This is a genomic window from Pseudoalteromonas sp. SR43-3 (assembly GCF_014163875.1).
Taxonomy (GTDB): domain Bacteria; phylum Pseudomonadota; class Gammaproteobacteria; order Enterobacterales; family Alteromonadaceae; genus Pseudoalteromonas; species Pseudoalteromonas distincta.
On record NZ_JACJEC010000001.1, the window covers coordinates 42,801 to 63,984 of the forward strand.

At 39.3% G+C, this 21,184-nt stretch carries 19 protein-coding genes; 12 read left to right on the forward strand and 7 right to left on the reverse strand.

Annotated elements, in window-relative coordinates:
* Nucleotides 1-106: 106 nt before the first annotated feature.
* On the reverse strand, nucleotides 107-2,185 hold the full coding sequence (locus H5088_RS00125) for a M13 family metallopeptidase (protein WP_182751925.1): 2,079 nt from the start codon (nucleotides 2,183-2,185) through the stop codon (nucleotides 107-109).
* Nucleotides 2,186-2,425: 240 nt separating this feature from the next.
* Nucleotides 2,426-4,204 (reverse strand): ABC transporter ATP-binding protein/permease, encoded by a 1,779-nt coding sequence (locus tag H5088_RS00130; protein WP_182751926.1) that lies wholly within the window; start codon nucleotides 4,202-4,204, stop codon nucleotides 2,426-2,428.
* A gap of 101 nt (nucleotides 4,205-4,305) precedes the next feature.
* Between H5088_RS00130 and H5088_RS00135 the strand changes: the two genes are divergently transcribed.
* The 7 genes from H5088_RS00135 (at nucleotide 4,306) to H5088_RS00165 (ending at nucleotide 9,593) form a co-directional block, all read left to right on the forward strand.
* A complete protein-coding gene (locus tag H5088_RS00135) occupies nucleotides 4,306-4,767 on the forward strand; it encodes a hypothetical protein (RefSeq protein WP_182751927.1) in 462 nt (153 codons plus the stop codon).
* 108 nt (nucleotides 4,768-4,875) lie between these two features.
* Nucleotides 4,876-6,714 (forward strand): protein translocase subunit SecD, encoded by a 1,839-nt coding sequence (gene secD, locus H5088_RS00140; RefSeq protein ID WP_182751928.1) that lies wholly within the window; start codon nucleotides 4,876-4,878, stop codon nucleotides 6,712-6,714.
* Entirely contained in the window at nucleotides 6,707-7,642 is a 936-nt protein-coding gene (gene secF / locus H5088_RS00145) for a protein translocase subunit SecF (RefSeq protein WP_182751929.1), read from the forward strand. The genes secD and secF overlap by 8 nt, the downstream gene beginning before the upstream one ends.
* A 181-nt stretch (nucleotides 7,643-7,823) precedes the next feature.
* Nucleotides 7,824-8,300 (forward strand): GreA/GreB family elongation factor, encoded by a 477-nt coding sequence (locus tag H5088_RS00150; RefSeq protein ID WP_010555055.1) that lies wholly within the window; start codon nucleotides 7,824-7,826, stop codon nucleotides 8,298-8,300.
* Between the two features lie 322 nt (nucleotides 8,301-8,622).
* Nucleotides 8,623-8,880, forward strand: a complete 258-nt coding sequence (locus H5088_RS00155) for a type II toxin-antitoxin system Phd/YefM family antitoxin (RefSeq protein ID WP_010555056.1) — start codon at nucleotides 8,623-8,625, stop codon at nucleotides 8,878-8,880.
* Nucleotides 8,868-9,161 (forward strand): type II toxin-antitoxin system RelE/ParE family toxin, encoded by a 294-nt coding sequence (locus H5088_RS00160; RefSeq protein WP_182751930.1) that lies wholly within the window; start codon nucleotides 8,868-8,870, stop codon nucleotides 9,159-9,161. The genes H5088_RS00155 and H5088_RS00160 overlap by 13 nt, the downstream gene beginning before the upstream one ends.
* 222 nt (nucleotides 9,162-9,383) lie before the next feature.
* Nucleotides 9,384-9,593: a zinc ribbon domain-containing protein gene (locus H5088_RS00165; RefSeq protein ID WP_007582647.1), complete on the forward strand. Its 210-nt coding sequence runs from the start codon at nucleotides 9,384-9,386 to the stop codon at nucleotides 9,591-9,593.
* A 272-nt stretch (nucleotides 9,594-9,865) separates the two neighbouring features.
* On the opposite strand, the gene H5088_RS00170 is transcribed toward H5088_RS00165, so the two are convergent.
* Nucleotides 9,866-10,204: a zinc ribbon domain-containing protein YjdM gene (locus H5088_RS00170; protein WP_182751931.1), complete on the reverse strand. Its 339-nt coding sequence runs from the start codon at nucleotides 10,202-10,204 to the stop codon at nucleotides 9,866-9,868.
* A gap of 303 nt (nucleotides 10,205-10,507) precedes the next feature.
* On the opposite strand from H5088_RS00170, the gene H5088_RS00175 reads away from it, so the two are divergent.
* Genes H5088_RS00175 through H5088_RS00185 form a run of 3 tightly spaced genes read left to right on the forward strand, consistent with a single transcriptional unit; the run spans nucleotide 10,508 to nucleotide 13,540 of the window.
* Entirely contained in the window at nucleotides 10,508-11,902 is a 1,395-nt protein-coding gene (locus H5088_RS00175) for a RimK family protein (protein WP_182694985.1), read from the forward strand.
* A gap of 4 nt (nucleotides 11,903-11,906) precedes the next feature.
* On the forward strand, nucleotides 11,907-13,019 hold the full coding sequence (locus H5088_RS00180; protein ID WP_182751932.1) for a GNAT family N-acetyltransferase/peptidase C39 family protein: 1,113 nt from the start codon (nucleotides 11,907-11,909) through the stop codon (nucleotides 13,017-13,019).
* 8 nt (nucleotides 13,020-13,027) lie between these two features.
* Nucleotides 13,028-13,540: an MgtC/SapB family protein gene (locus H5088_RS00185; protein WP_002960746.1), complete on the forward strand. Its 513-nt coding sequence runs from the start codon at nucleotides 13,028-13,030 to the stop codon at nucleotides 13,538-13,540.
* A 16-nt stretch (nucleotides 13,541-13,556) separates the two neighbouring features.
* On the opposite strand, the gene H5088_RS00190 is transcribed toward H5088_RS00185, so the two are convergent.
* Complete coding sequence (locus H5088_RS00190; RefSeq protein ID WP_182715340.1) at nucleotides 13,557-14,783, reverse strand: EAL domain-containing protein; 1,227 nt, start codon at nucleotides 14,781-14,783, stop codon at nucleotides 13,557-13,559.
* An 88-nt stretch (nucleotides 14,784-14,871) separates the two neighbouring features.
* Nucleotides 14,872-15,882: a GlxA family transcriptional regulator gene (locus H5088_RS00195; RefSeq protein WP_138488986.1), complete on the reverse strand. Its 1,011-nt coding sequence runs from the start codon at nucleotides 15,880-15,882 to the stop codon at nucleotides 14,872-14,874.
* A gap of 126 nt (nucleotides 15,883-16,008) precedes the next feature.
* Between H5088_RS00195 and H5088_RS00200 the strand changes: the two genes are divergently transcribed.
* Both H5088_RS00200 and H5088_RS00205 read left to right on the forward strand, forming a co-directional pair.
* The gene (locus H5088_RS00200; RefSeq protein ID WP_096792990.1) at nucleotides 16,009-17,916 is read left to right on the forward strand and encodes a beta-ketoacyl synthase; all 1,908 of its coding nucleotides are present in this window, start codon (nucleotides 16,009-16,011) and stop codon (nucleotides 17,914-17,916) included.
* A 181-nt stretch (nucleotides 17,917-18,097) separates the two neighbouring features.
* Nucleotides 18,098-19,123: an energy transducer TonB gene (locus H5088_RS00205; RefSeq protein WP_182751933.1), complete on the forward strand. Its 1,026-nt coding sequence runs from the start codon at nucleotides 18,098-18,100 to the stop codon at nucleotides 19,121-19,123.
* Nucleotides 19,124-19,185: 62 nt separating this feature from the next.
* On the opposite strand, the gene H5088_RS00210 is transcribed toward H5088_RS00205, so the two are convergent.
* On the reverse strand, nucleotides 19,186-20,370 hold the full coding sequence (locus H5088_RS00210) for a DUF1624 domain-containing protein (RefSeq protein ID WP_182751934.1): 1,185 nt from the start codon (nucleotides 20,368-20,370) through the stop codon (nucleotides 19,186-19,188).
* A gap of 149 nt (nucleotides 20,371-20,519) precedes the next feature.
* Nucleotides 20,520-20,936: an MgtC/SapB family protein gene (locus tag H5088_RS00215; RefSeq protein WP_002960738.1), complete on the reverse strand. Its 417-nt coding sequence runs from the start codon at nucleotides 20,934-20,936 to the stop codon at nucleotides 20,520-20,522.
* Nucleotides 20,937-21,184 lie beyond the last annotated feature (248 nt).

Here is a 21,184-nt window from a genome sequence, read left to right on the forward strand (position 1 = left end):
AGGGTTCTAGACGTTGGAATTATATCTATTATGTGTAAATTTAATTCAATAAAAAAGCAACCTGTATAACAGGTTGCCTTACTAAGTAATAAAAAGTAAGTGTTACTTACCAAATACGTACACGCTCATCTTCAGGAAGGTATAACGCATCGCCTGGTTTTACATCAAACGCTTTGTACCATGCATCATGGTTACGCGGCGCTTGTGCTCTAAAGCGACCTGGGGCATGTGTGCCACCACGCAGTTGGTTAAGCATGCTTTGCTCAGTACGTTTTTCTTTCCATACTTGTGCCCACGCAAGGAAGAAACGCTGATCGCCAGTAACGCCGTCAATAACAGGCGCTTCTTTACCATTTAAACTGAGCTTGTACGCGTGATAAGCCATTGATAGCCCACCTACATCACCAATGTTTTCGCCAAGGCTATTTCGACCATTAACAAAATTACCTTCGATTGGCTCGTATTTACTGTACTGCGCAGCCAGTTGATCGGCTTTTTTGTCAAATGCAGCGCGGTCAGCATCAGTCCACCAGTTACGTTGCACACCGTTTTCGTCAGATTTTGAACCTTGATCGTCAAACCCATGACCCATTTCATGACCAATTACAGCGCCAATACCGCCATAGTTTACAGCCGGATCGGCATTTGGATCGAAAAACGGCGGTTGTAATATCGCAGCCGGAAATACAATTTCATTAAACGAGCTATTGTAGTAAGCGTTTACGCGTTGTGGCGTCATGCCCCAGCGGCTACGGTCTGTTTTTTGTAGCTCTTTTTCAACACTTTCTGCATGAAAAAATTCACGCATGTTTTTCACATTACCGATTAAATCGTTTTTAGTAATGCTTAAACCATCATAAGACTGCCAAACATCGGGATAACCAATTTTTGGTACAAATGCAGCCAGTTTAGCGCGCGCATTTACTTTAGTTTCATCGCCCATCCACTCTAGGTTATCAATACGTTCACCAAGAGCTGTACGTAGGTTTTCAACCAGCTCAGACATTTGTTGTTTTGACGACTCAGGGAAGTAACGCGCTACGTATATCTTACCAATAGCAAAACCAAGCGAACTTGTGCCTGACATTTCACTTATTGCACGTTTCCAACGAGGGCGAGGCTCTTGCTGTCCGTTTAGTTCTTTACCAAAAAAAGCAAAGTTAGTATTAAATACGTCCTCTGATAGTAAACCTGCGTTACCGCTAATAGCGTGATACGTTAGGTAGTCTTTCCATACTGCAATATCTTCTTGATTGATTAGCTCAATCATCGCTTTTATTGGCTCAGGCTGAGATACATTTAACTGAGGTACTTTATAACCTGTTTGCGCAAAATATAAATCCCAGTTAAAGCCAGGATAAGCAGTGCTTAAATCGGCACGTTCAACTTGGTTTAGGGTTAAGTCGCGATTACGGCGCTTTTCACGAGGCCAATGACCTTGTGCAATTTTGGTTTCAAGATCAACTATTGCTTGAGCGCGCTCAGCGGTATTTTCTACTCCTGCAAACTTAAGCATGTCAGCAATGTGAGCAACATAAGCTGTACGGGTTTTTACAAAGCGCTCAGCGTCTTCAAGGTAGTAAGAACGATCTGGTAAACCTAAACCACCAGCACCTAGTGACATTTCATATTTATTAGGGTCTAGGCGATTAAACCACATACCGCCGCCAAAAGGGGCTTTATTACCGGTTAACCAAGACTTACCAAACATCTCAGCTAAATCGTCAGTTGACGCTATATCACTAATTTCACTTAACAATGGCTTAATAGGCGCTACACCGAGTTTATTAAGTGTTTCGGTATCCATATACGCATTGTAAAAATCAGCAACGAGTTTTTCTTCTGCGTTTAAATCTTTACGTGCGGCTATTTCTTCAATAATAGCTTTAACATCGCCTTCGCTGCGCTCAGCTAATCCAGAAAATGCACCATAGCGGGTTTTATCTGCAGGCATTTCGTAGTTGTCATACCACGTGCCGCTGGCATACATAAAAAAGTCATCGCCTGGTTTCACGGCTTCGTTACGAGCTGTTAGATCAACACCAAAACTACCTAACTCTGCTTTTTCTGTCACTGCTGCAGTGACTACTTTAGGTTGTTGCTCGTGTGTTTTTGTTGTTTGAGGCTCTGAACAACCGGTAATAAATGTGGCAGCTAATGCTGCGGCAATTAAACTCTTTTTCATTACTTACTCCTGAGTATCACTGATTTAATTAAAGCAGCAGTGAATTATTTTTATTGTTACGAATATTTAACTTATCGATTGTTATTGATATTAATCAGACAAACAAATCTTTTGAGGTGAATCACCACAGTGCTCGATAAAACTAATATAGGAGAAAAGAGAAAGGCTAATAGGTTCTATAAACGCTTTATTTAGCTCGAATACTTGAAGGTATCCGAGCTAAGAGGGGTCACACACTATTTATTTTTTATGCTGTAGTTCCCACATACGGGCGTATTCTCCGGCGAGTGTAAGTAATTCATCGTGCTTACCTTGCTCAATAATTTGTCCGGCTTTGAGCACAATAATGGTGTCTGCATCGGTAATAGTAGATAACCGATGAGCAATAACAATACTCGTATGGTTACTGGCAACTTCACGCATTGCTGCGAGAATTGCTTGCTCAGAATGAGAGTCGAGTGCAGATGTTGCTTCATCAAAAATTAAAATAGGGGATTTTTTCAAAATAGCGCGGGCAATGGCAATACGCTGTTTTTCGCCGCCTGATACTTTTAAACCGCGCTCGCCAACCAGTGTTTTATCGCCTTTATCAAGTGTGCCTATAAAGTCTTTTAAATGCGCCATAGCAATGGCTTCATCAATTTCAGCATCGCTTGCTGATGGTCTGCCGTAAGCGATATTTTCACGAATAGTGGTGTTAAACAGCACGGTGTCTTGCGGCACTATTGCAATGGCTTTTCGTAAACTATTAAGTGTTACTGAGTTTATTGCTTGATTATCAATACTAATTTCACCGGCGCTTACATCATAAAAACGATAAAGCAGTCGCGCCAATGAGCTTTTACCAGCCCCACTGGCACCAACAATAGCTACTTTGCTGCCTGCTTTAACACTAAAGCTAAGATTATTAAGAATAGGGCGATGCGCATCGTAACTAAAACTTACATTATTAAATGTTATTTCACCTTGGCTAATATTGAGCTCTTTAGCATTAAGTGCATCGGTTATTTGTGGTTTTTTGTTAAGTAGCCCAAGCATGTTTTCAAGGTCGGTTAGCGCGCGTCTTATTTCGCGGTACACAAAGCCTAAAAAGTTAAGCGGTAAAAACAATTGAATCATATACGCGTTGATCATCACAAGTTCACCAATAGAAAGCGTACCTGCAACTACCTCGGTTGAGCCCAACCACATTAACGCGGTAATAGCACAGGCAATAATAAGTGCTTGGCCTGAGTTGAGGGCGAGCAACGACATTCTATTTTTTAAACGGGCTTTTTCCCAGTTTGCTAAAAAGGTGTCGTAAGTTTTTGCTTCAAACTGCTCATTATTAAAATATTTTACAGTTTCATAATTAAGCAAGCTGTCTATTGCGCGGGTATTACTTTGATTGTCGGCAGCGTTTGCTTCTCTAATAAAGCGGTTTCGCCACTGAGTAACCACCACAGTAAAGGTAATATAAATGGCGACTGCCAATAATGTAATCAGCGCAAACCAAACAGAAAACAACGTGCCAAAAATAATCGCAACGGTCAGTATTTCAAACAAAGTAGGCACAATGTTAAACATTAAAAAGCGCATTAAAAAACTTAACCCACTAGTACCGCGTTCTATATCGCGGCTAATACCGCCAGTTTGCCTATCTAAATGAAAAGCCAGCTCAAGTGAGTGCAAATGCTTAAATACTTTTAAACCAATATCACGCATAGCGTGCTCGGTTACCCGAGAAAATACAGCATCTCTTATCTCACCTAAAAATACGCTAGCAAAACGCAGTGCACCGTACATCAATAACAATAAAGCGGGGATAACTAACAGTGGGTTAATCGACTTATCTACCGAGTCTATAATTTCTTTAAGTGCCCACGGCATCAACAAAGTGGCACCTTTTGCGCCTATAAGCGCCATAAGTGCAATAAAAACACGGCCTTTAAATTTTGTAAGGTAGGGCCACAGTGTTTTTACACTTTGGCGTAAATTCATGGCGTCGGGGCGTTTTTCTGTGCTTTGTCTGGGGCGCATTAGTGATCTCTGTTAAAACTAAATACTTAATTAATAAGCATTGTATTTTAAATGCTTGCCCTTATATACTACGCATCCCTTATTTTAGTTTTAAAACGTGAATGTTTAAATTTAGAGTGTTTTTAACTGCCTTTTTGCTACTTGCTGCACTTTTTAGTGTGCAGAGCAATGCTATGGGCGCCTCACAAAATTTAAATATTACTGTTAGTACGCAGGTTTCGCTTACTGATATTGCCGATTTAACTAAAATACAGCCTATTAGTAAGTCTGTAGATACTGCGCAGCATAAAAAAACGCATCAAACCGATTTTGACGCGCACCAACCAAGGTTAACTGCCAATAATTCATCATTGTTTTTGCACACTGTTCAAAGTGAGCCAGAATACGATGTGGTTTTTGAATTTTTTGCTCAAAATCTTATTAGGCATATATTCTTACGACCAAGAGCGATTAATCCTATACAGCCTTGGTATACGCTTGTAACTAATAGTAAAAAGTCGCGCTTGAGTGGCTGGAAAGACGTTAATTTACTCTACAGAGCTGTAACTACCTACCACGCTTAATTTTCCTTATTTAATTTTATTAGGTTTTAACTTTTAAAGTTTTAGCCTGCAGATTAATTGTGCTTTTAAAAAGTACGTTGCTAGCTTTGCTGGCAATAAGGATTCAACATGTTAAGTTTTAAAAAAGACAAAAAACCGTCTACGGCTAAGTTCAAATTAAGCTATATAGCCATGCTAATAGTATTGGTTTTATTAGCTATCAGCGCATTACCAAATTTATACCCAAATAAATCGTGGTTGCACATCAGTGCTGCTCCGCACAGTGAAACGCAATCTTTACCGAGCACTAAAACGCTAGTTACTTTTTTAAATAACCAAGGGTTAGAGGTTGAGCAGGGTTTAGATAAGCAATCAACTATTAATGTACTTTTAAACGAGCCAACTAAAAGCGCTCAGGCACAAGCGGCTATAAAAGCGCAATACCCAAACACGCAAGTTAAAATTGTTGAGCATGCAACCAGCCCTACATGGTTACAAAATTTTGGTTTATCACCAATAAAGCTGGGCCTTGATTTAAATGGCGGTGTGCTATTTGTATTAGACGTAGATTTAGATAAAGCCGTTGATGAGCAGTTAGTCAGTGCGTATCAACAAGCTAAATCAATCATTATTAAGCAAAAAGCACATGGCGTAAAAGCGCAGCAAACTCAGCACGGGTTTGAAATAAACGCATTGCCTAATGCAACAGACAAGTTAACCCCCGTTATTGAAGAGCTACAAAGCCGGTTTGCTAATTTTGCCGTTGTAACAAGCAATAATGGCAGCGTTAAAACTGCCAAATTTAGTTATTCGGAGCAAGGCCGCAGCAGCTTTGATAAAGAAGTAATGGGGCAAACACTCACAACCCTTCGTTCACGTATTGAAGAGTTAGGCATTACCGAAGCGGTAACACAGCAACAAGGTAAGCACCGCATTCGTATAGAGCTACCAGGCGTGCAAGATCCAACCGAAGCAAAACGTATTATTGGTGCAACAGCATCGCTTGGTTTTTATCAATTAAAAGAAATTGGCGGGCAAACATTTAATATGCAATCGGGCGGAACGATAAAGCTCGATCCTGTGCCAATTTTTACAGGCGATCATATTAATAATGCAAACATAGGCCGCGATGATTGGGGCAAACCACTTGTACAACTAAGCCTAGACGGCCAAGGCGGGGATGCAATGTCGGCGTTTTCAAAAGCCAATATTGGTAAGCCAATGGCGACGGTTTACTCTGAGTACTCTCAAAATGCTAAAGGCGAAGTAGTTAAAAAAAGCGAAGTCATTAACGTTGCCAATATTGCTCAGCATTTAAGTTCGCGTTTTAGTATTACCAATATGAAAAGCCAACAAGCTGCAGCCGACCTAGCATTGTTACTACGTGCAGGCTCGCTTACAGCGCCCGTTACAATTGTGCACGAACAAACAATAGGGCCAAGCCTCGGCAGCGAAAATATTAGTAATGGCTTAGCCGCGCTTATGTTAGGCATGGGTATTACGCTTGCATTTATGGCGCTTTGGTATCGCCGTTTAGGCCTTATTGCAAACGTAGCACTTATATTAAATTTAACGTCGCTTGTGGGCTTAATGTCATTATTACCAGGGGTTGTGTTAACGCTGCCGGGTATTGCAGGTTTGGTGCTAACCATAGGTATGGCGGTAGACACTAACGTTATAATATTTGAACGCATTAAAGAAGAACGTCGCCAAGGCCGTGCACCATATCAAGCTATTCAAGAGGGGTATAAACAAGCCGCAAATACAATATTTGATGCCAATATAACCACCATGATCACCGCACTTATCTTATACGGCATAGGCTATGGGCCCGTTAAAGGTTTTGCCATTACACTCGCACTGGGGCTTTTAACGTCTGTATTTACAGGTGTGTACGTATCAAAAATATTAAGCCAAACGTTGTATTTAAAAATGGGTAAAAAAGTAGGAGAAAATGCACATGCTTAACACTTTTTTGAAAGGCGAGGCGGGCACACGTTTACGCTTTATGGGTATGCTTTTAAGTGCCATTTTAGTGCTGCTATCCGTATTTACGCTTACGCAAAAAGGTCTAAATTTTGGCCTAGATTTTACCGGCGGTTATTTAACTGAGTTTACAACCAGCCAAAGTGTTGAACTAAAAGAGCTTCAATCGTTTATTGCTAAAAATCACAACGGTGAGTTTGAGCTAACCGCGCAAGGTAATAGTCATTTTCAATTAAGAGAAGCGCCAAGTGCATCAACAACAGCTAATAGCCTTGATTGGCAAAGCGCTGTTACACAAAACGATGATATAAACGCACAGGTATTATCGTCAGCTTATATTGGCTCACAAGTGGGCGATGAGTTATTTGATCAAGGCTGTTTAGCCATGTTTGCTGCAATGATTGCGGTAATGATTTACCTTGCAGTGCGTTTTGAATGGCGATTAGCGGTAGGGTCTGTGGTTGCGCTAGTGCACGATTTAATACTCGTACTTGGGTTATTTTCACTATTACAAATTGAATTTAACCTAACCGTACTGGCAAGTTTACTGGCTATTATTGGTTACTCACTTAACGACTCAATAATAGTAGGGGATAGAGTGCGTGAGCTTTTACGTGTTCAATCAAACAATATACTTAGCCCAGCGACTATTATTAATAATGCGATTAAAAGCACACTAACGCGCACCTTAATAACGTCGGGTACCACACTTGCAACGGTTGCCAGCGTTTGGTTACTTGCAGGTGCACCACTGCAAGGCTTTGCTATTGCATTATTTACCGGCATTGTAGTGGGTACGTTCTCGTCTATTTGTATAGCGGCAACTTTGCCAGAGCTATTGGGCTTAAGCGCTAAAAACTACGAAGTTAAAGTAGATGCCCACACGCAGACATTATTAGATATGCCATAAGGTTTTAATAAAGCACAAGCAAAGAGCTGCACCAACCAACAGCTCTTTGCTTGTTTAATGCTAATTTAAGCCCCGCTAGTATTCCCACCAAACTTGCGGGGGTTTAAAACAATGGTTTTAAGCCTAGCAAAAATGTTAAACTAACTGCCTTATTTTTACTGCCTGTATTGTACTAATCCCCATGAATAAAACCCACGTTATCGAACATCTTCGCTTTGCGCTAGAAGCGCAGCTTACAACAGCAAAAGTAGCGGCAAAAACCGCGCACGACACCGCCACACATGAAGAAAACATAGCCGAAAACAAATACGATACCCTAGGGCTCGAAGCCGCTTATTTAGCACAAGGCCAAGCCCAGCGCGTAAACGATTGCTATAAAAGCATAGAATTGTTTGAGCCTGCCTTTAACGAAAAGCCAACCGACAAAATAGCTATCGGTTCGTTGGTGTGTTTAGAAGATGATAACGCAGCGCAAAAATGGTTTTATTTAGGCCCTGCAGCAGGTGGTTTAACAGTAAACGTTAAAAAGCACGCAATTGCTGTTGTAACACCCGGCGCACCAATGGGTAAGCAGTTACTAAATAAACAGATTGATGATGAAATTACGTTAACAATTGCAGGTAAAGCCCACGAATATGTGGTGGTAGAGATTTTATAAAGCTTTGGTTTTTAAGAGAACACCATCTGACAAAGCTATGCCAACGTAATAATCGCTTATTTATATTCATAAATTAATTGTCGGATGGCATGGCTTCACCATTTATCCAACCTACAGCAATGCTTTTATAGCGTATCGTGGTGTGTATTTCAATTTGTACAAAGGCATATAATGAGAAGTACCTAATAGTTTAAAAATGAGCAGGGTTGACGTTAGGTGCTCCCTTTTTAATTGATTTTAGTGGTTTTACAGCCTCGTTTGTTGTATTTCCCAAGTTGGCTACTCGGTGCTACTATAGTGATACATTTGTTTGGGGATTATTATGAGAGTAGAACTAGTAACAACATTGAAGCGTCAAGCAACGAAGATATTATCTGAACTTCATTCCTCTAAAGAACCTGTGTTGATAACTGAACATGGACAACCATCTGCATACTTAGTAGATGTTGATGATTATGAATTTATGCAAAAGCGTATGCAAATTCTTGAGTCTCTTGCAAAAGGAGAGCAGGCAATAAGTCGTGGTGAAACGATGTCGAATGTTGAAGCTAAAGATAAAATGAATAAATGGCTGAAATAATTTGGACTAATCCAGCTTTGGATGATCTTAACGATATCGCTGAATATATCGCATTAAGCAATTTGCAGTCAGCGAAAAAATTGGTTGCCAAAATATTTGAAAAAGTTGAACGTCTCGAACCCTTTCCTGAATCAGGTAAAAAACCAATTGAGTTAGCTAACCTAAATTATCTTGAACTGGTCGTGAATCCTTGTCGTATATTTTACAAGAAAGATAACAATAAAGTATATATTTTGCACGTAATGAGACAAGAACGAGACTTACGAAATTTTTGTTGCTAACGCAATATACAGCTAACAAGTAGGTAATCCCTGAGTGAAATTAGTATGACCCTCATACTAATTATTATAAGAAGCAATTATTAAAAAGCTATCCAAACATCTATCAAAATTCCAACTTAACAAATATAAGAACTAAATTTTGGTTTGTTTATTAAAAAAAATTGCTACACACGTTCCTTAAGTGTTTAATATACCGTATATAAATAATATGGAGGTTGAAATATGAGACATAACAATTGGTCTTGCTCTAAGTGTAATAATAACGAATTTGATACCGGTGAAATAAGAGTTTCGGGTGGCTTTTGGTCAAGAATTTTTGATGTTCAAAATAAAAAGTACACCGCTGTGACATGCAGTCGATGTAGTTTTACTGAATTTTATAAAGGTTCATCATCAACACTTGGTAACGTATTTGATTTCTTTACTGGGTAATCAAAGCTTAAAAAGCACTTTAATTGAAATGTAAACTGATCAGTTCAAGAGATACCTCCTCATTAAGCTGAGGAGGTTAAATGCTTAAATATACCTAAGCGATAATTCGCCTTATTAAATGTAGGTGGACCTTTAGATATACACCAACTAATAGCAGTTAAACAAAATCTATTATACGCACTAATAATAGGCTTCAATAACAGGCCATAAGGCTTGGATGAATTTATTTTTATGATTTTTCATCTAACATCCTATATTTTAAATATCCAATTTTAGGTAGCTTTTTTCACAAATTTCGCTGTTACCATCATTTCGCCAATGCCTTCTACTTTACAATCAAGTTCGTGATCTTTTTTATCAAGCACTCTTCTAACGACCGCTTTGGTGCCAATTTTAATTACTTGCGAGCTGCCTTTAATTTTTAAATCTCTGGCTACGGTCACTTTATCGCCATCATTAAGTAAAGTGCCGTTGGCATCTTTTACTAAAATTGCGTCTTCATCGTTTGTGTTATTTGGGTTCCACTCATGAGCGCACTCGGGGCAAATAAGCAGTTGTTGGTCTTCGTAAACATATTCACATTGGCATTTTGTGCAAGCAGGCAGCGACATTTTTAACTCTCATAAGGTGTTGTTTTGCGTATTTTAATCTGCATTAGGTGGAAAATATAGTTAATCAATATTTTTTATCTTCACGCTAAAAATATCTCGTTTGTGCGTTTTTAAAAAAGGGCATATAAAGCACATGTCGCTTAAGCAATTTAAGCGCTAACTCGTACAGTAGGTACCTGTTAAAGCACCCATCATATTAAGTGATTCGCGCAATGCCCACTTAGTACGATGGGTGTTTCTATTTATAATGCTTAGTATTTTACTAAGCATGCTTTTTATATTTTGACTTAACTAGGAAAAGTCGTGTTTAAAACCTTAATTGTGGTTGATAACAACGAGCAAACGCTTGCTCAATCGTTCGAAAATGTAATTACGTTTAATACCTACTTACGTGATTACCCAAAACATAACGAACCAAAAACACGCATTATTAATCTGTGCGACTCAAGCCAATACTTGAGCAAAGGTTACTATTGCTCATTACTTGCAGAGGCGCGCAAGCACCAAGTTTTACCCAGTGTAAAAACCATTAATGCTCTTCGTAGTGGCCAAGCTCCTATGTTAAATGTGGGCCAAATAGATGGCACACTTTACTTTGGTAATGCCCAAAACGATTTACAATCAAAAGCGGCAAAGTCGGTATTTAAACAATACCCAGCGCCTATTTTATTTGTTGATGAACAAGGATTATTGCAACAAGGCTCGATGTCGTCTTTAAGCGAGCAGCAGTACAGCGAATTTGTAGCCAAGCTAGATAACTTTACTAAAACACAGTGGCGTATTAGTTCGGTGCAACGTCGTTTTAGATGGGACATGGCAATACTTGTTGATCATAACGAAAAAGTACCACCGAGTGACAAAGACGCCATTGCACGTTTTATTAAGGCAGCGGCTAAACACGGTATTTATGCACAAGCATTAAGCTTTGACGAAATTGACAATATTGCCCAGTTTGATGCGTTATTTATTCGCCAAACTACAGCGATTGACCACCCAACGTACCGCCTTGCAAGCAAAGCGCAAAGCCTTGGTTTAGTGGTTATTGACGATGCTGAGTCTATTTTACGTTGTTGTAATAAAGTGTATTTACACGATGCGTTTAATTATCAAAAAGTGCCAAGTTTAAAAACGGTTGTAGTGGCTGATCAAGCAAATGAAACGCTTGAGCAATTAGAAGAAGCGTTTACGTATCCGCTTGTTTTAAAAATGCCTGAAGGGTCGTTCTCAAAAGGTGTGTTTAAAGTTTCAAACCGTGATGAGCTTGCCGCTAAGCTTACAGAGCTGTTTGAATATAGCGCATTAGTGCTTGCACAAGAGTACATGTATACCGAATATGATTGGCGAGTGGGTGTGTTAAATGGCCGTGCAATTTATGCATGCCGCTATTTAATGGCGCGTAACCATTGGCAAATTTATAACCACGACGCTAAACGGTTTTTCTCTGGCGGCTTTGAAACTCTACCAACCTTTGAGTTACCAAAAGCGGTGTTAGATGCAGCATTAAAAGCATGTAAAACAGTGGGTAGGGGTTTATATGGCGTAGATGTTAAAGAGCATCAAGGCAAAGCATATGTACTTGAAGTAAACGACAACCCAAGTATTGATCACAAGGTAGAAGACGGCTATTTAGGCGACGAGCTATACATGATCATTATGGATGAGTTTAAACAACGCTTAGAAGCACGAGGCCGTGGGTAATAACATGAGCAACCTTGTTATTCGAAAGGCGCTTAGTAGTGATTTAAATGCACTGATTGACGTTGAAAACGCTTGCTTTAATAACGATAAATTAAGTCCGCGTAGTTTAAAACGCTGGCTTAGTGCAAAACACGGTATTTTACTCGTTGCCCAAAATGGCGAGCAAGTATGTGGATATGGATTAGTGTGGTGCCATAAAGGGACTCGTTTAGCGCGTTTATATTCGCTTGCTGTAAAACCCACAATGCAAGGTAAGGGCGTTGCAAAGACATTGCTTACTAGCCTTGAAAAAGAAACGTATGAGCGAGGGCGTATTTACCTTCGTTTAGAAGTGGCTGTAAATAACGAAGGTGCGATAGGGCTTTATAAAAGCTTAGGTTACAGAGTGTTTGGTCAATATAGCGATTATTACGATGACCACAGTGACGCACTACGAATGCAAAAAAACATTCGACAAACGAGTGAGTTAAAAGTGGCGCGTTTAACGCCGTGGTATCAGCAAACTACTGAGTTTACGTGCGGACCTGCTGCACTATTAATGGCAATGGGCGCACTTGAGTCAACAACTGAGCTTACCCAATCGCATGAGCTGGCACTTTGGCGTGAAGGTACCACCATTTTTATGACATCGGGTCATGGTGGTTGCCATCCGTTTGGTTTGGCACTTGGGGCTAATAAGCGTGGTTTTAAAAGCGAGGTAATGGTTAATACCACAGAGCCTTTGTTTTTAGATGGCGTACGTAACGAAAACAAAAAAGTGGTACTTGCCACCGTGCATCAACAATTTGTAGATGGTATTGCACAAGCAAATATACCGCTTACGTATAAAGATGTAGAGCTTGAGCATATTGAGCAGTGGTTAAGTAAAGGCTTTAGTGTGCTGTTATTAATTAGTACATACAGTTTTGATGGTAAAAAATCGCCACACTGGGTGTGTGTTACGCACCTTGATGAGCACTGCGTGTATGTTCACGATCCGTTTTGTGAGCCCGGTAACGATAAACAGCTCGCAATAGATTGCCAATATGTACCTATTGCACGAAGTGATTTTAGCAAAATGTCAGCGTTTGGTAGCCAACGTTTAAGAACGGCGGTGGCTATAGCTAATAAAATATAAGGTTAACAGTGACTTTTTTAGATTTAATTGATGTAGCTCCGTATTCATGGGCAGCTATTGGTACTGCGGCTTTTTGTGGTGCTATTATTGGAATAGAGCGCCAATTGCGCGGCAAGCCTGTAGGTATTCGTACGTCAGCCCTAATAACGTTGGGTACGTATTTGTTTTTATCCACTGCGTTTAATTTACAAGGGGATGTAATAGATCATTCTCGTGTAGTTGGGCAAATAATTACAGGTATTGGCTTTTTAGGGGCAGGCGTTATGCTCGCAAAAGATGGTGCGGTAGTTGGCGTAACCTCTGCTGCAACCATTTGGGTGCTTGCATCAATAGGCGTGATGATAGCGACAGAAAACCTTGGGGCTGCAATAAAACTCTCGGTGCTGGTGGTCGGTATTTTATACGGTGTAGACGTACTTGAGGCTAAATTTAAAAGCTTAAGCAAAGGCGTACACACTAAAGTAAAAAACTATCAAAAGCGCTATTATCGAAAAGAATTTAACGAATCAGAACGCCACTAAAAGTGGCGTTTATTAATTATAGCGTAATTGTTTGATATTGGATGGCATCTTCAATAGGAGCTGGGCGCCCAATAAAATAGCCTTGTACGTTATCAACGCCTAGTTTTCTTAGTGTGTTTAATTCATCTTGATTTTCTATACCCTCAGCTACAATTGAGCAATTAATAGCTTTGGCAAATCCGCATAGTGCTTTAGCTAATAAAAACTTTCTACTGTCTTTATTTATATTTTGAGTGAGGCTTATATCTAACTTAATGATATCTGCCTCTAATTCTAAAATATGTTGAAAAGACGAATAGCCAGCTCCAACATCATCTATAGCTAATCTTACGCCTTTGCTTCTTAATGGTTGAAGTGCAGTTCGCATCGCTTGGTAGTCTAAAATAGGTGAATGTTCAGTCACTTCTAAAATTATTCTATTACAATCGATGCTTTGTAATACTTTGTCTATTGAGCCTGATAAAATATGCTGAGGTGAAGTATTTATAGTGATATAAGCTTTTTCATCAAATTGATCTAAGCAATGTAATGTATTTTGTATAGCAAGTATTTCTAATGCTTCTCCTAAACCCAGTTTTTCAGCATCTTTAAACCAAATATCAGGTGTTTTATAGGGTTCAATAAAAAAGCGTGACAGAGATTCATAACCCGAAAGTTGGTTGGTTGATAAATTAAATATGGGCTGAAAATAAATCGTAATATCGTTTGTTTTTATAATATTTTCAATAAGCGACTTTGACTCATTATTTAAAATGTCAGACTGAACTTTTTTTTCGATTAACTCAGTAGCTATTTCAGAAATGAGCCTAAGAAATGACAAATCTTTGTCGTTCAGGGCATTGTCTAATACGGTTTTATAACAGCAAAAAGTTCCATAAACTTTTCCGGTGGATAAAATAATGGGTACACCAATATAAGAGCCAATATTTAGCTTTTCTGTGACTGGCATGTTGCGGGTTATTGGGTGCTCAAGAGTATTAGGGATTATTTGTTCTAGCTCGTTATCAGATATTTTTTTACAGTAAGTTTCGCAAATTGGATCTGAATTACCTACTGATACGCATGTATTTGTAGTTTGGTTATCTACCACTTTAAAAACGCGCTCAGTATTGGTGAATTTTGAAATAAACGCGACTTCCATACTTAAATGTTTTCGTACAAGTGAAAGTAACTTTAATAACTTTGATTCAATAGAAGCATCGCTTTGTGGATCAAAAAGGTGCTTACTAAGTTTATCTCTCATGCAGTTACCTTGGTATGGCGTAAATTATATTATTGATAAGAGTATAATTTATGTATAAAAAAATGCCAATTTAGAGTGTCGTCGCTGGTTAGCCAAACAACTTTCTCCTAACTACTTTTCTGTAGCCACTGGGTGTTTGGCTTAATACTTTTTTAAACACGCGGGTTAAATGCCCTTGGTCGTTATATCCAACTTCTAACGCCACTTCTTGAATTGATAAATTTGATGATGCTAATAACTCTTTCGCACCTTCTACGCGTAATTGTTGCCAATACTCAATAGGGCTTTGGTTCGTTGCGGCTCTAAAGCGGCGGGTAAAAGTACGATAGCTTAAGCTAAATTGGGCAGCTACTTCTTGCAAGTTTAGCTCGGTGGCTAAATTCGTTTTTAGCCAAAATTGAATTTGCGCAATTAGCTCATCGGGGTGGCGGTCTACTGCACCTTCTAAATAGCGTTGATCTTCGTAGGGTTTGCGTATTTCGTGCGAAAAATTACGCTCTACATGCTGCGCGGCGGCTTTTGTGTAGTACTGGCTGATAATATGTACGATAACATCTGCAAGGGCATTAAGGCTTGCTACGGTATACATGCGCTCTGATTGGGTTATAAAAAAGTCGGGCTTTAAACGTACCTGTGGGTAATCATGGCTAAATTGTTTGGCGTAATGCCAATGGGTGGTAGCAGGGTGGCCATCAAGTAAGCCAGCCTCAGCTAATAAACAGTTGCCAGTACCGACACCAATTATATGGCTGCCTGCGCTAAAGCTTTCACTTAGCCAATCAACTATTTCTTGATTTGTTCGCACCACTGGGCGTGGGTTCCGCCAAATACCCGGCACTATAATCAAATCGCTGTAGGGCGCGTTAGTTGTTATGCAATCAGGATTTATAGCAAGGCCTGCACGGGTGGGTATAGATTCAGCACTTTTAGCCACTAAATTTATAGCAAGTGGCCTAAAGCTTTGCTTATCAAGATGCCCTTTAGCAAAGGCCTCGCCGGCTCTTAGCATTTCTATAGGCAGCGTTAAACTAGTCACTAATAAATGCGGATATACCGCTATAGCAATGTTTAGAGGTGGATTAGTGTGTTTATCAGTCATATAAATGCTCCGACCAGTACATTTTGGCCTTTTGTGCTGAATATTTGGCTATTAAAGCACAATGTGTGGTGCATAATCCATTTAAACTGCCTCTTCTCCTTATAACACGTTTCTAAAAGGTAAATTATGACAGCATTACCCGTTATAGTAGGCATGGGTGGCATTAACGCCGCTGGCCGTACTTCTTTTCATCAAGGTTATCGCCGTATCGTGTTAGATAGTTTAAATGCTCAAGATCGCAGTGAAACATTTTTAGGCCTCGCCACACTGATGAATCTAGTAAGCGTTGTAAACGGCCAATTACAAGATACACAAGGTAATAATGTTGAGCAAAGCGACATAGAAGCACGCTTTGGTGAGCAAATTATTGCTGGTACACTTATTCGTAAAATTGAAAAAGAACACTTTGATGCCGATGCCACACCGTGGCAGCAAAAAATGACACTAACCGCATCAAGCGATAACGCAATTGTGTTTGAAACGCGCGCTCGCGACTTACCTGCACCAGTTCCTGCTAGCTGGCAAGTTGAAGAGCTTGAAGGCAAAAAAGTTAAAGTAACTATTGCAGCCGACTTAGACGTAAAGCACGACTCAACACGCGATAACCCAATTAAATCTGCTGGGCAATTTCCGACTGGGTTTGATCCATCAGTTATGTATAACAGCCGCTATCAGCCTCGTGGTTTGCAAGCCACTATTTTTGCAGCTACAGATGCGATTAAATCAACTGGGCTTGATTGGCAGCATATTATGAATAGCGTAGAGCCAGATAAAATTGGTACCTATTCAGCATCGGTAATTGGCCAAATGGACGACAAAGGCCTAGGCGGTTTAGTAAAGGCGCGCCAACAAGGCGACCGTGTTAGCACTAAGCAGTTAGCACTGGGCTTAAATACAATGTCGACCGATTTTATAAACGCCTATGTTACGGGCAATGTAGGGACTACATTTTCGACCTCGGGCGCATGTGCAACGTTTTTATATAATTTACGTGCAGCGGTTAATGACATACAAGCAGGGCGTACACGCGTTGCGGTTGTCGCAAGTGTTGAGTGCGCTATTACACCAGAAGTTGTAGAAGGCTTTGGTAACATGAGCGCACTTGCAAACGTTGAAGGGCTGCGTCGTTTAGATAACTTATCAAATGATGAAGAACCAGACTACCGTAATAGCAGCCGCCCATTTGGCGATAACTGTGGCTTTACATTAGGTGAAGGCGCGCAAGTTGCTATTTTAATGGATGATGCTTTAGCCCTTGAGTTGGGCGCTGATATTATGGGCAGTGTGCCGGATGTGTTTGTAAATGCAGATGGCGTTAAAAAATCAATTACGTCACCTGGACCTGGTAACTATATTACAATGGCAAAATCAGCCGCACTTGCTAGCAGCTTATTAGGTAAAGAAGCCCTGCAAGAACGTAGCTTTATTTTAGCCCATGGTTCTAGTACACCGCAAAACCGTGTAACAGAGTCTTTGATTTATCATAAAGTAGCGCAAACGTTTGCTATTGATAACTGGAAAGTAACAGCGCCAAAAGCGTATGTTGGCCATACTATTGCACCTGCAAGCGGTGACCAGTTAGCGATTGCGTTAGGCATATTTAGTCATAATATTATGCCGGGTATTACCACAATTGATAAAGTGGCTGATGATGTTTATAGCGACCATCTTGATATTCGTAATAGCCATTACGAGTGCGCTGATATGGATATTGCTTTTATAAATTCAAAAGGCTTTGGCGGAAACAATGCAACAGCGACTGTACTTTCACCAAAAGTAACAATGCAAATGCTTGCTAAGCGCCATGGCGATGATGTTATGACTAGTTACACACAGAAAAATAGTGTGGTTAGCGCTTCGCAGAAAACGTATCAAACGCAAGCAGATTTAGGCCAGTACGAGCTTATTTATCGCTTTGGCGACGGACTTATTGACGACAACGACATTGTAATAGACGAGCAAAGTATTCAGTTACCAGGCTTTGAAAAAGCAATTACGTTTAGCACAACAAACTCCTATCAAGATATGTTTTAAGCACACATACTTGTTAGCAAGGCGCTTTTTAAGCGCCTTTTTTAATGCCTCAAATATATTTATCTATTAAGTTTTTTCTAAGTTAAGCTCATTAAATGAACTAATTTTTTGTATTTACACTTGCTTTTATATCGATCGTTTGTTTCTATTATATAAACACTATCTAGGATGGATAAAATCGATGAAAAAACTCATATTAGCGCTTTCTTTAACTTCTGCTTTTACTCAACTCCCTGTGTTTGCTGACGACTTTGTCCCTGCAGAGGTGATTAATAAAAATTACGATCAACTTACTAATACCTCACCGCGTGCGTCTCGATTAGAAGGAATTAATTTAAGTAGTTATCTTGTTGATGAAAACGGCCAAGTGAGCGATATCGAAATTGTAGCTACAGCTGGTCAAAAAAAGTATCAAAGAGAAGTAATGGACTACGTGTCTAAGCTTAACTACAAAAGTGCAAAATTAAATGGCGAGACTATACCTGTAGCAAAAACTATTACTGTAAGTTCGCAAAATTTACATGCTGGTTTTTCAAATGATAAAGCGTCTCGCGGCTTTTTTAATGATTATGAACAAGCTAGTAAGTTAATCGATGAAAAGAAATACGATGAAGCGAAAAGCCGTATTGATGAGTTAGAAAACGAACATACGAAAAATACGGTTGAGATTGTTTTGCTTGCATGGCTTAAAAGCCAGCACAGTTATTTTGTACAAGACTGGAAGAGCTTTGATCAGCACATCAACGAAGCATTTTTATTTCGAGGTAACCTACCAGATCAAATTCAAAAGCGTGTGATAAAAAATGCATTACAATGGTTTATATCAAAACAAGATTATGTACGTGCCTATGACGCAATAGATGCGTTAGGCAATATTGAATCCATCACTTTTACACAGCAAAATAAGGAACAGTTATTAGCTCAAGTTAATGATATTTATAAAAGTTCTGGCGATATAAAACAACAAATAGAGCTATTGCCTAAGCAGGCGGTATTACCTTTATTGTCAAAAAGTGAAGTAGCGCTTGAAGCGCAAATGCCGCTAACTAAAGTTCAGTTACGCTGCGAGAACAAAGTAGTAAATTACGATACAAGCACAATTGATAAAATTGTAATTTCACAAAACGATGTGCGTTGTGGGTTATTAATTAAAAGCGCTCAAGCACAAACTGTTACGCTAAAGCAAAGTGGTGATAGCTTTTTATAAGTTTTACGTATTGGTTAATGACATAAAACCCCGCAAATATTATGCGGGGTTTGTGTTTTTACTTATATATATTTAGCAATTAAGCTATGTTTGTGGCTTCGCTTCCAAACAATGTATCGCTTAGCGAGTAGGGTTGTTAGCCCTATTACAACGGCTATAAATAAAAGTGTTGCTGTGTAACTCATGCCATAACCTTCAGGCAAACCAACGAGCGTATCTGCGTAGGTCATATCGCTAAAATTGAAGCCAAGAATAGGTATAAGTAACCAAGCAATAGCATGTAATAAATACAAATGCACAAGGTATGAAAACATACTTGTTTTACCCAGTACTTGTAAAAAGTTATGCGAAAAATCGGTTTTTAAACCACTTAATGCCTTTAAAGAAATAAGCCCAAGGCCAACTGTAAGTAACATGAACTGAAGCGAAAGCGGATACTTTGTTGGGTTTAGAAACGACATAACAGTGAGTAATGAGCTTGTATGTATAGCAAACTGTGACATGTCACCGTATAAGTTAAACCCACGTAAAATGCCATAAAGCGCAAGGCAAGTAACCCCTAATAACAATGCGTGATTCATCACTTTTTTACTGTATTGTTGCGCTTTGTAATAAACACCAGCGCAATATGCCAATGCCATTAAGCCAACAATAGGGGCAACTGGGTAGGTTGTTCTAATTTGAAAATCAAAAGGGAGATCAAGTACATTTTTTTGATGTGCAATAGACCAAGCAGTATGTGCAAATGTATTAGGCTCAAAGCTTGTTCCATCAAATAAATTATGCCCAAACACGAGTAATAAGCCTGCTACAAAAATGGCATAAATGCCCAGGAAACGCAGCAGTCCTAAAATAACAAAGCCCCAGCCGATAGCCCAAATAACTTGTGCGTATAGCATTGGGTATAATGGGTTAAAGCTCCAAGACCACGAAACAATAGTAAATTCAAACAAAATTAGCACTAAACCACGAATAATCAAGCTCTGTGAAAATGCTTTAGTGGATACATATTTATGCTCTGTTATTGCCGCAGATAGACCTGCTAAGAATACGAAGAGTGGTGCGCAAAAGTGAGAAACAAAACGCGTAAAAAAGGTAACGGGATCAGACCCTGGAATAGTCATCGGATCGGTAACTGAGTAATTAAGGCAATAATACATACCATGGTCAATAACCATAAATATAATTATAATGCCCCGTAATATATCAATATGATGTAAGCGGTTATCGGTTGAAGGTAGCGGCATAAGAGAGCTATATAGAGTGATTTAAAACTGTATTTATTATATGTTATATTGTATCAAATTGAAATCGTGTATTTATATTTTACCAGTGATTATACACACGTAATACGACCAATATTTGCTCGCATTACTTGTAATAATACAGCCAATTATCACTTAAACTTTTTTACATACCTTAGCGTTATAAAATTAATAATGGCAAGCAAAATGGCTATTTCGTAACGGCTATAGGCCACAGCTATACCAATTAAGCCCATATTCCAAATACTGGCTGCGGTTGCTGTACCGGAGGTTGATTTGTTATTTTTCAAAATTGCGCCACCGCCAATAAAACCAATGCCAGTAATGATGCCTTGCAACATTTTAGATTGAGCTTCTGCGCCATCTAAAACCGACATCGCTATTAATGCATACCCACACGATGCAACAGCAACAAGAGGAAAGGTACGAAGGCCTGCACCATCATGGCTACGCTCTCTGTCGTAAGCCATAGGTAGCGCAAGTAGGTAGGCAATACCTAAATGTATTAAGTTATCGATGATTTCATTCCACTGTAAATCAATTTCCATTATTGAGCCTATGCGGGTTAATTTTGTTAATAATAAGCAAACAGTGGGCCATTGCATAAATAACTAATAATCAATGGTTTATTGTAGGAAGCTGAGTTTAATAAAAATTATTGAGGAAACTTTTACATGTTTTTATTACTATTTTACGCGATAGTTAATTTGAACTGAGTTTTAAAGCCCCGTATTCTTTTATCATACCTAAAAGACACCTATATGAACCTTTTGCCTTTAAATAAAACATTAATCAC

Excerpts from the sequence above, each read along its gene's own strand:
- H5088_RS00155 (WP_010555056.1), top strand. The coding sequence starts at position 8,623 with ATGAGAGTAGAACTAGTAACAACATTGAAGCGTCAAGCAACGAAGATA.
- H5088_RS00180 (WP_182751932.1), top strand. The coding sequence starts at position 11,907 with ATGAGCAACCTTGTTATTCGAAAGGCGCTTAGTAGTGATTTAAATGCA.
- H5088_RS00165 (WP_007582647.1), top strand. The coding sequence starts at position 9,384 with ATGAGACATAACAATTGGTCTTGCTCTAAGTGTAATAATAACGAATTT.
- H5088_RS00125 (WP_182751925.1), bottom strand. The coding sequence starts at position 2,185 with ATGAAAAAGAGTTTAATTGCCGCAGCATTAGCTGCCACATTTATTACC.
- secF (WP_182751929.1), top strand. The coding sequence starts at position 6,707 with ATGCTTAACACTTTTTTGAAAGGCGAGGCGGGCACACGTTTACGCTTT.
- H5088_RS00160 (WP_182751930.1), top strand. The coding sequence starts at position 8,868 with ATGGCTGAAATAATTTGGACTAATCCAGCTTTGGATGATCTTAACGAT.
- secD (WP_182751928.1), top strand. The coding sequence starts at position 4,876 with ATGTTAAGTTTTAAAAAAGACAAAAAACCGTCTACGGCTAAGTTCAAA.
- H5088_RS00190 (WP_182715340.1), bottom strand. The coding sequence starts at position 14,783 with ATGAGAGATAAACTTAGTAAGCACCTTTTTGATCCACAAAGCGATGCT.
- H5088_RS00195 (WP_138488986.1), bottom strand. The coding sequence starts at position 15,882 with ATGACTGATAAACACACTAATCCACCTCTAAACATTGCTATAGCGGTA.
- H5088_RS00130 (WP_182751926.1), bottom strand. The coding sequence starts at position 4,204 with ATGCGCCCCAGACAAAGCACAGAAAAACGCCCCGACGCCATGAATTTA.
- H5088_RS00200 (WP_096792990.1), top strand. The coding sequence starts at position 16,009 with ATGACAGCATTACCCGTTATAGTAGGCATGGGTGGCATTAACGCCGCT.
- H5088_RS00215 (WP_002960738.1), bottom strand. The coding sequence starts at position 20,936 with ATGGAAATTGATTTACAGTGGAATGAAATCATCGATAACTTAATACAT.
- H5088_RS00150 (WP_010555055.1), top strand. The coding sequence starts at position 7,824 with ATGAATAAAACCCACGTTATCGAACATCTTCGCTTTGCGCTAGAAGCG.
- H5088_RS00170 (WP_182751931.1), bottom strand. The coding sequence starts at position 10,204 with ATGTCGCTGCCTGCTTGCACAAAATGCCAATGTGAATATGTTTACGAA.
- H5088_RS00205 (WP_182751933.1), top strand. The coding sequence starts at position 18,098 with ATGAAAAAACTCATATTAGCGCTTTCTTTAACTTCTGCTTTTACTCAA.
- H5088_RS00210 (WP_182751934.1), bottom strand. The coding sequence starts at position 20,370 with ATGCCGCTACCTTCAACCGATAACCGCTTACATCATATTGATATATTA.
- H5088_RS00135 (WP_182751927.1), top strand. The coding sequence starts at position 4,306 with ATGTTTAAATTTAGAGTGTTTTTAACTGCCTTTTTGCTACTTGCTGCA.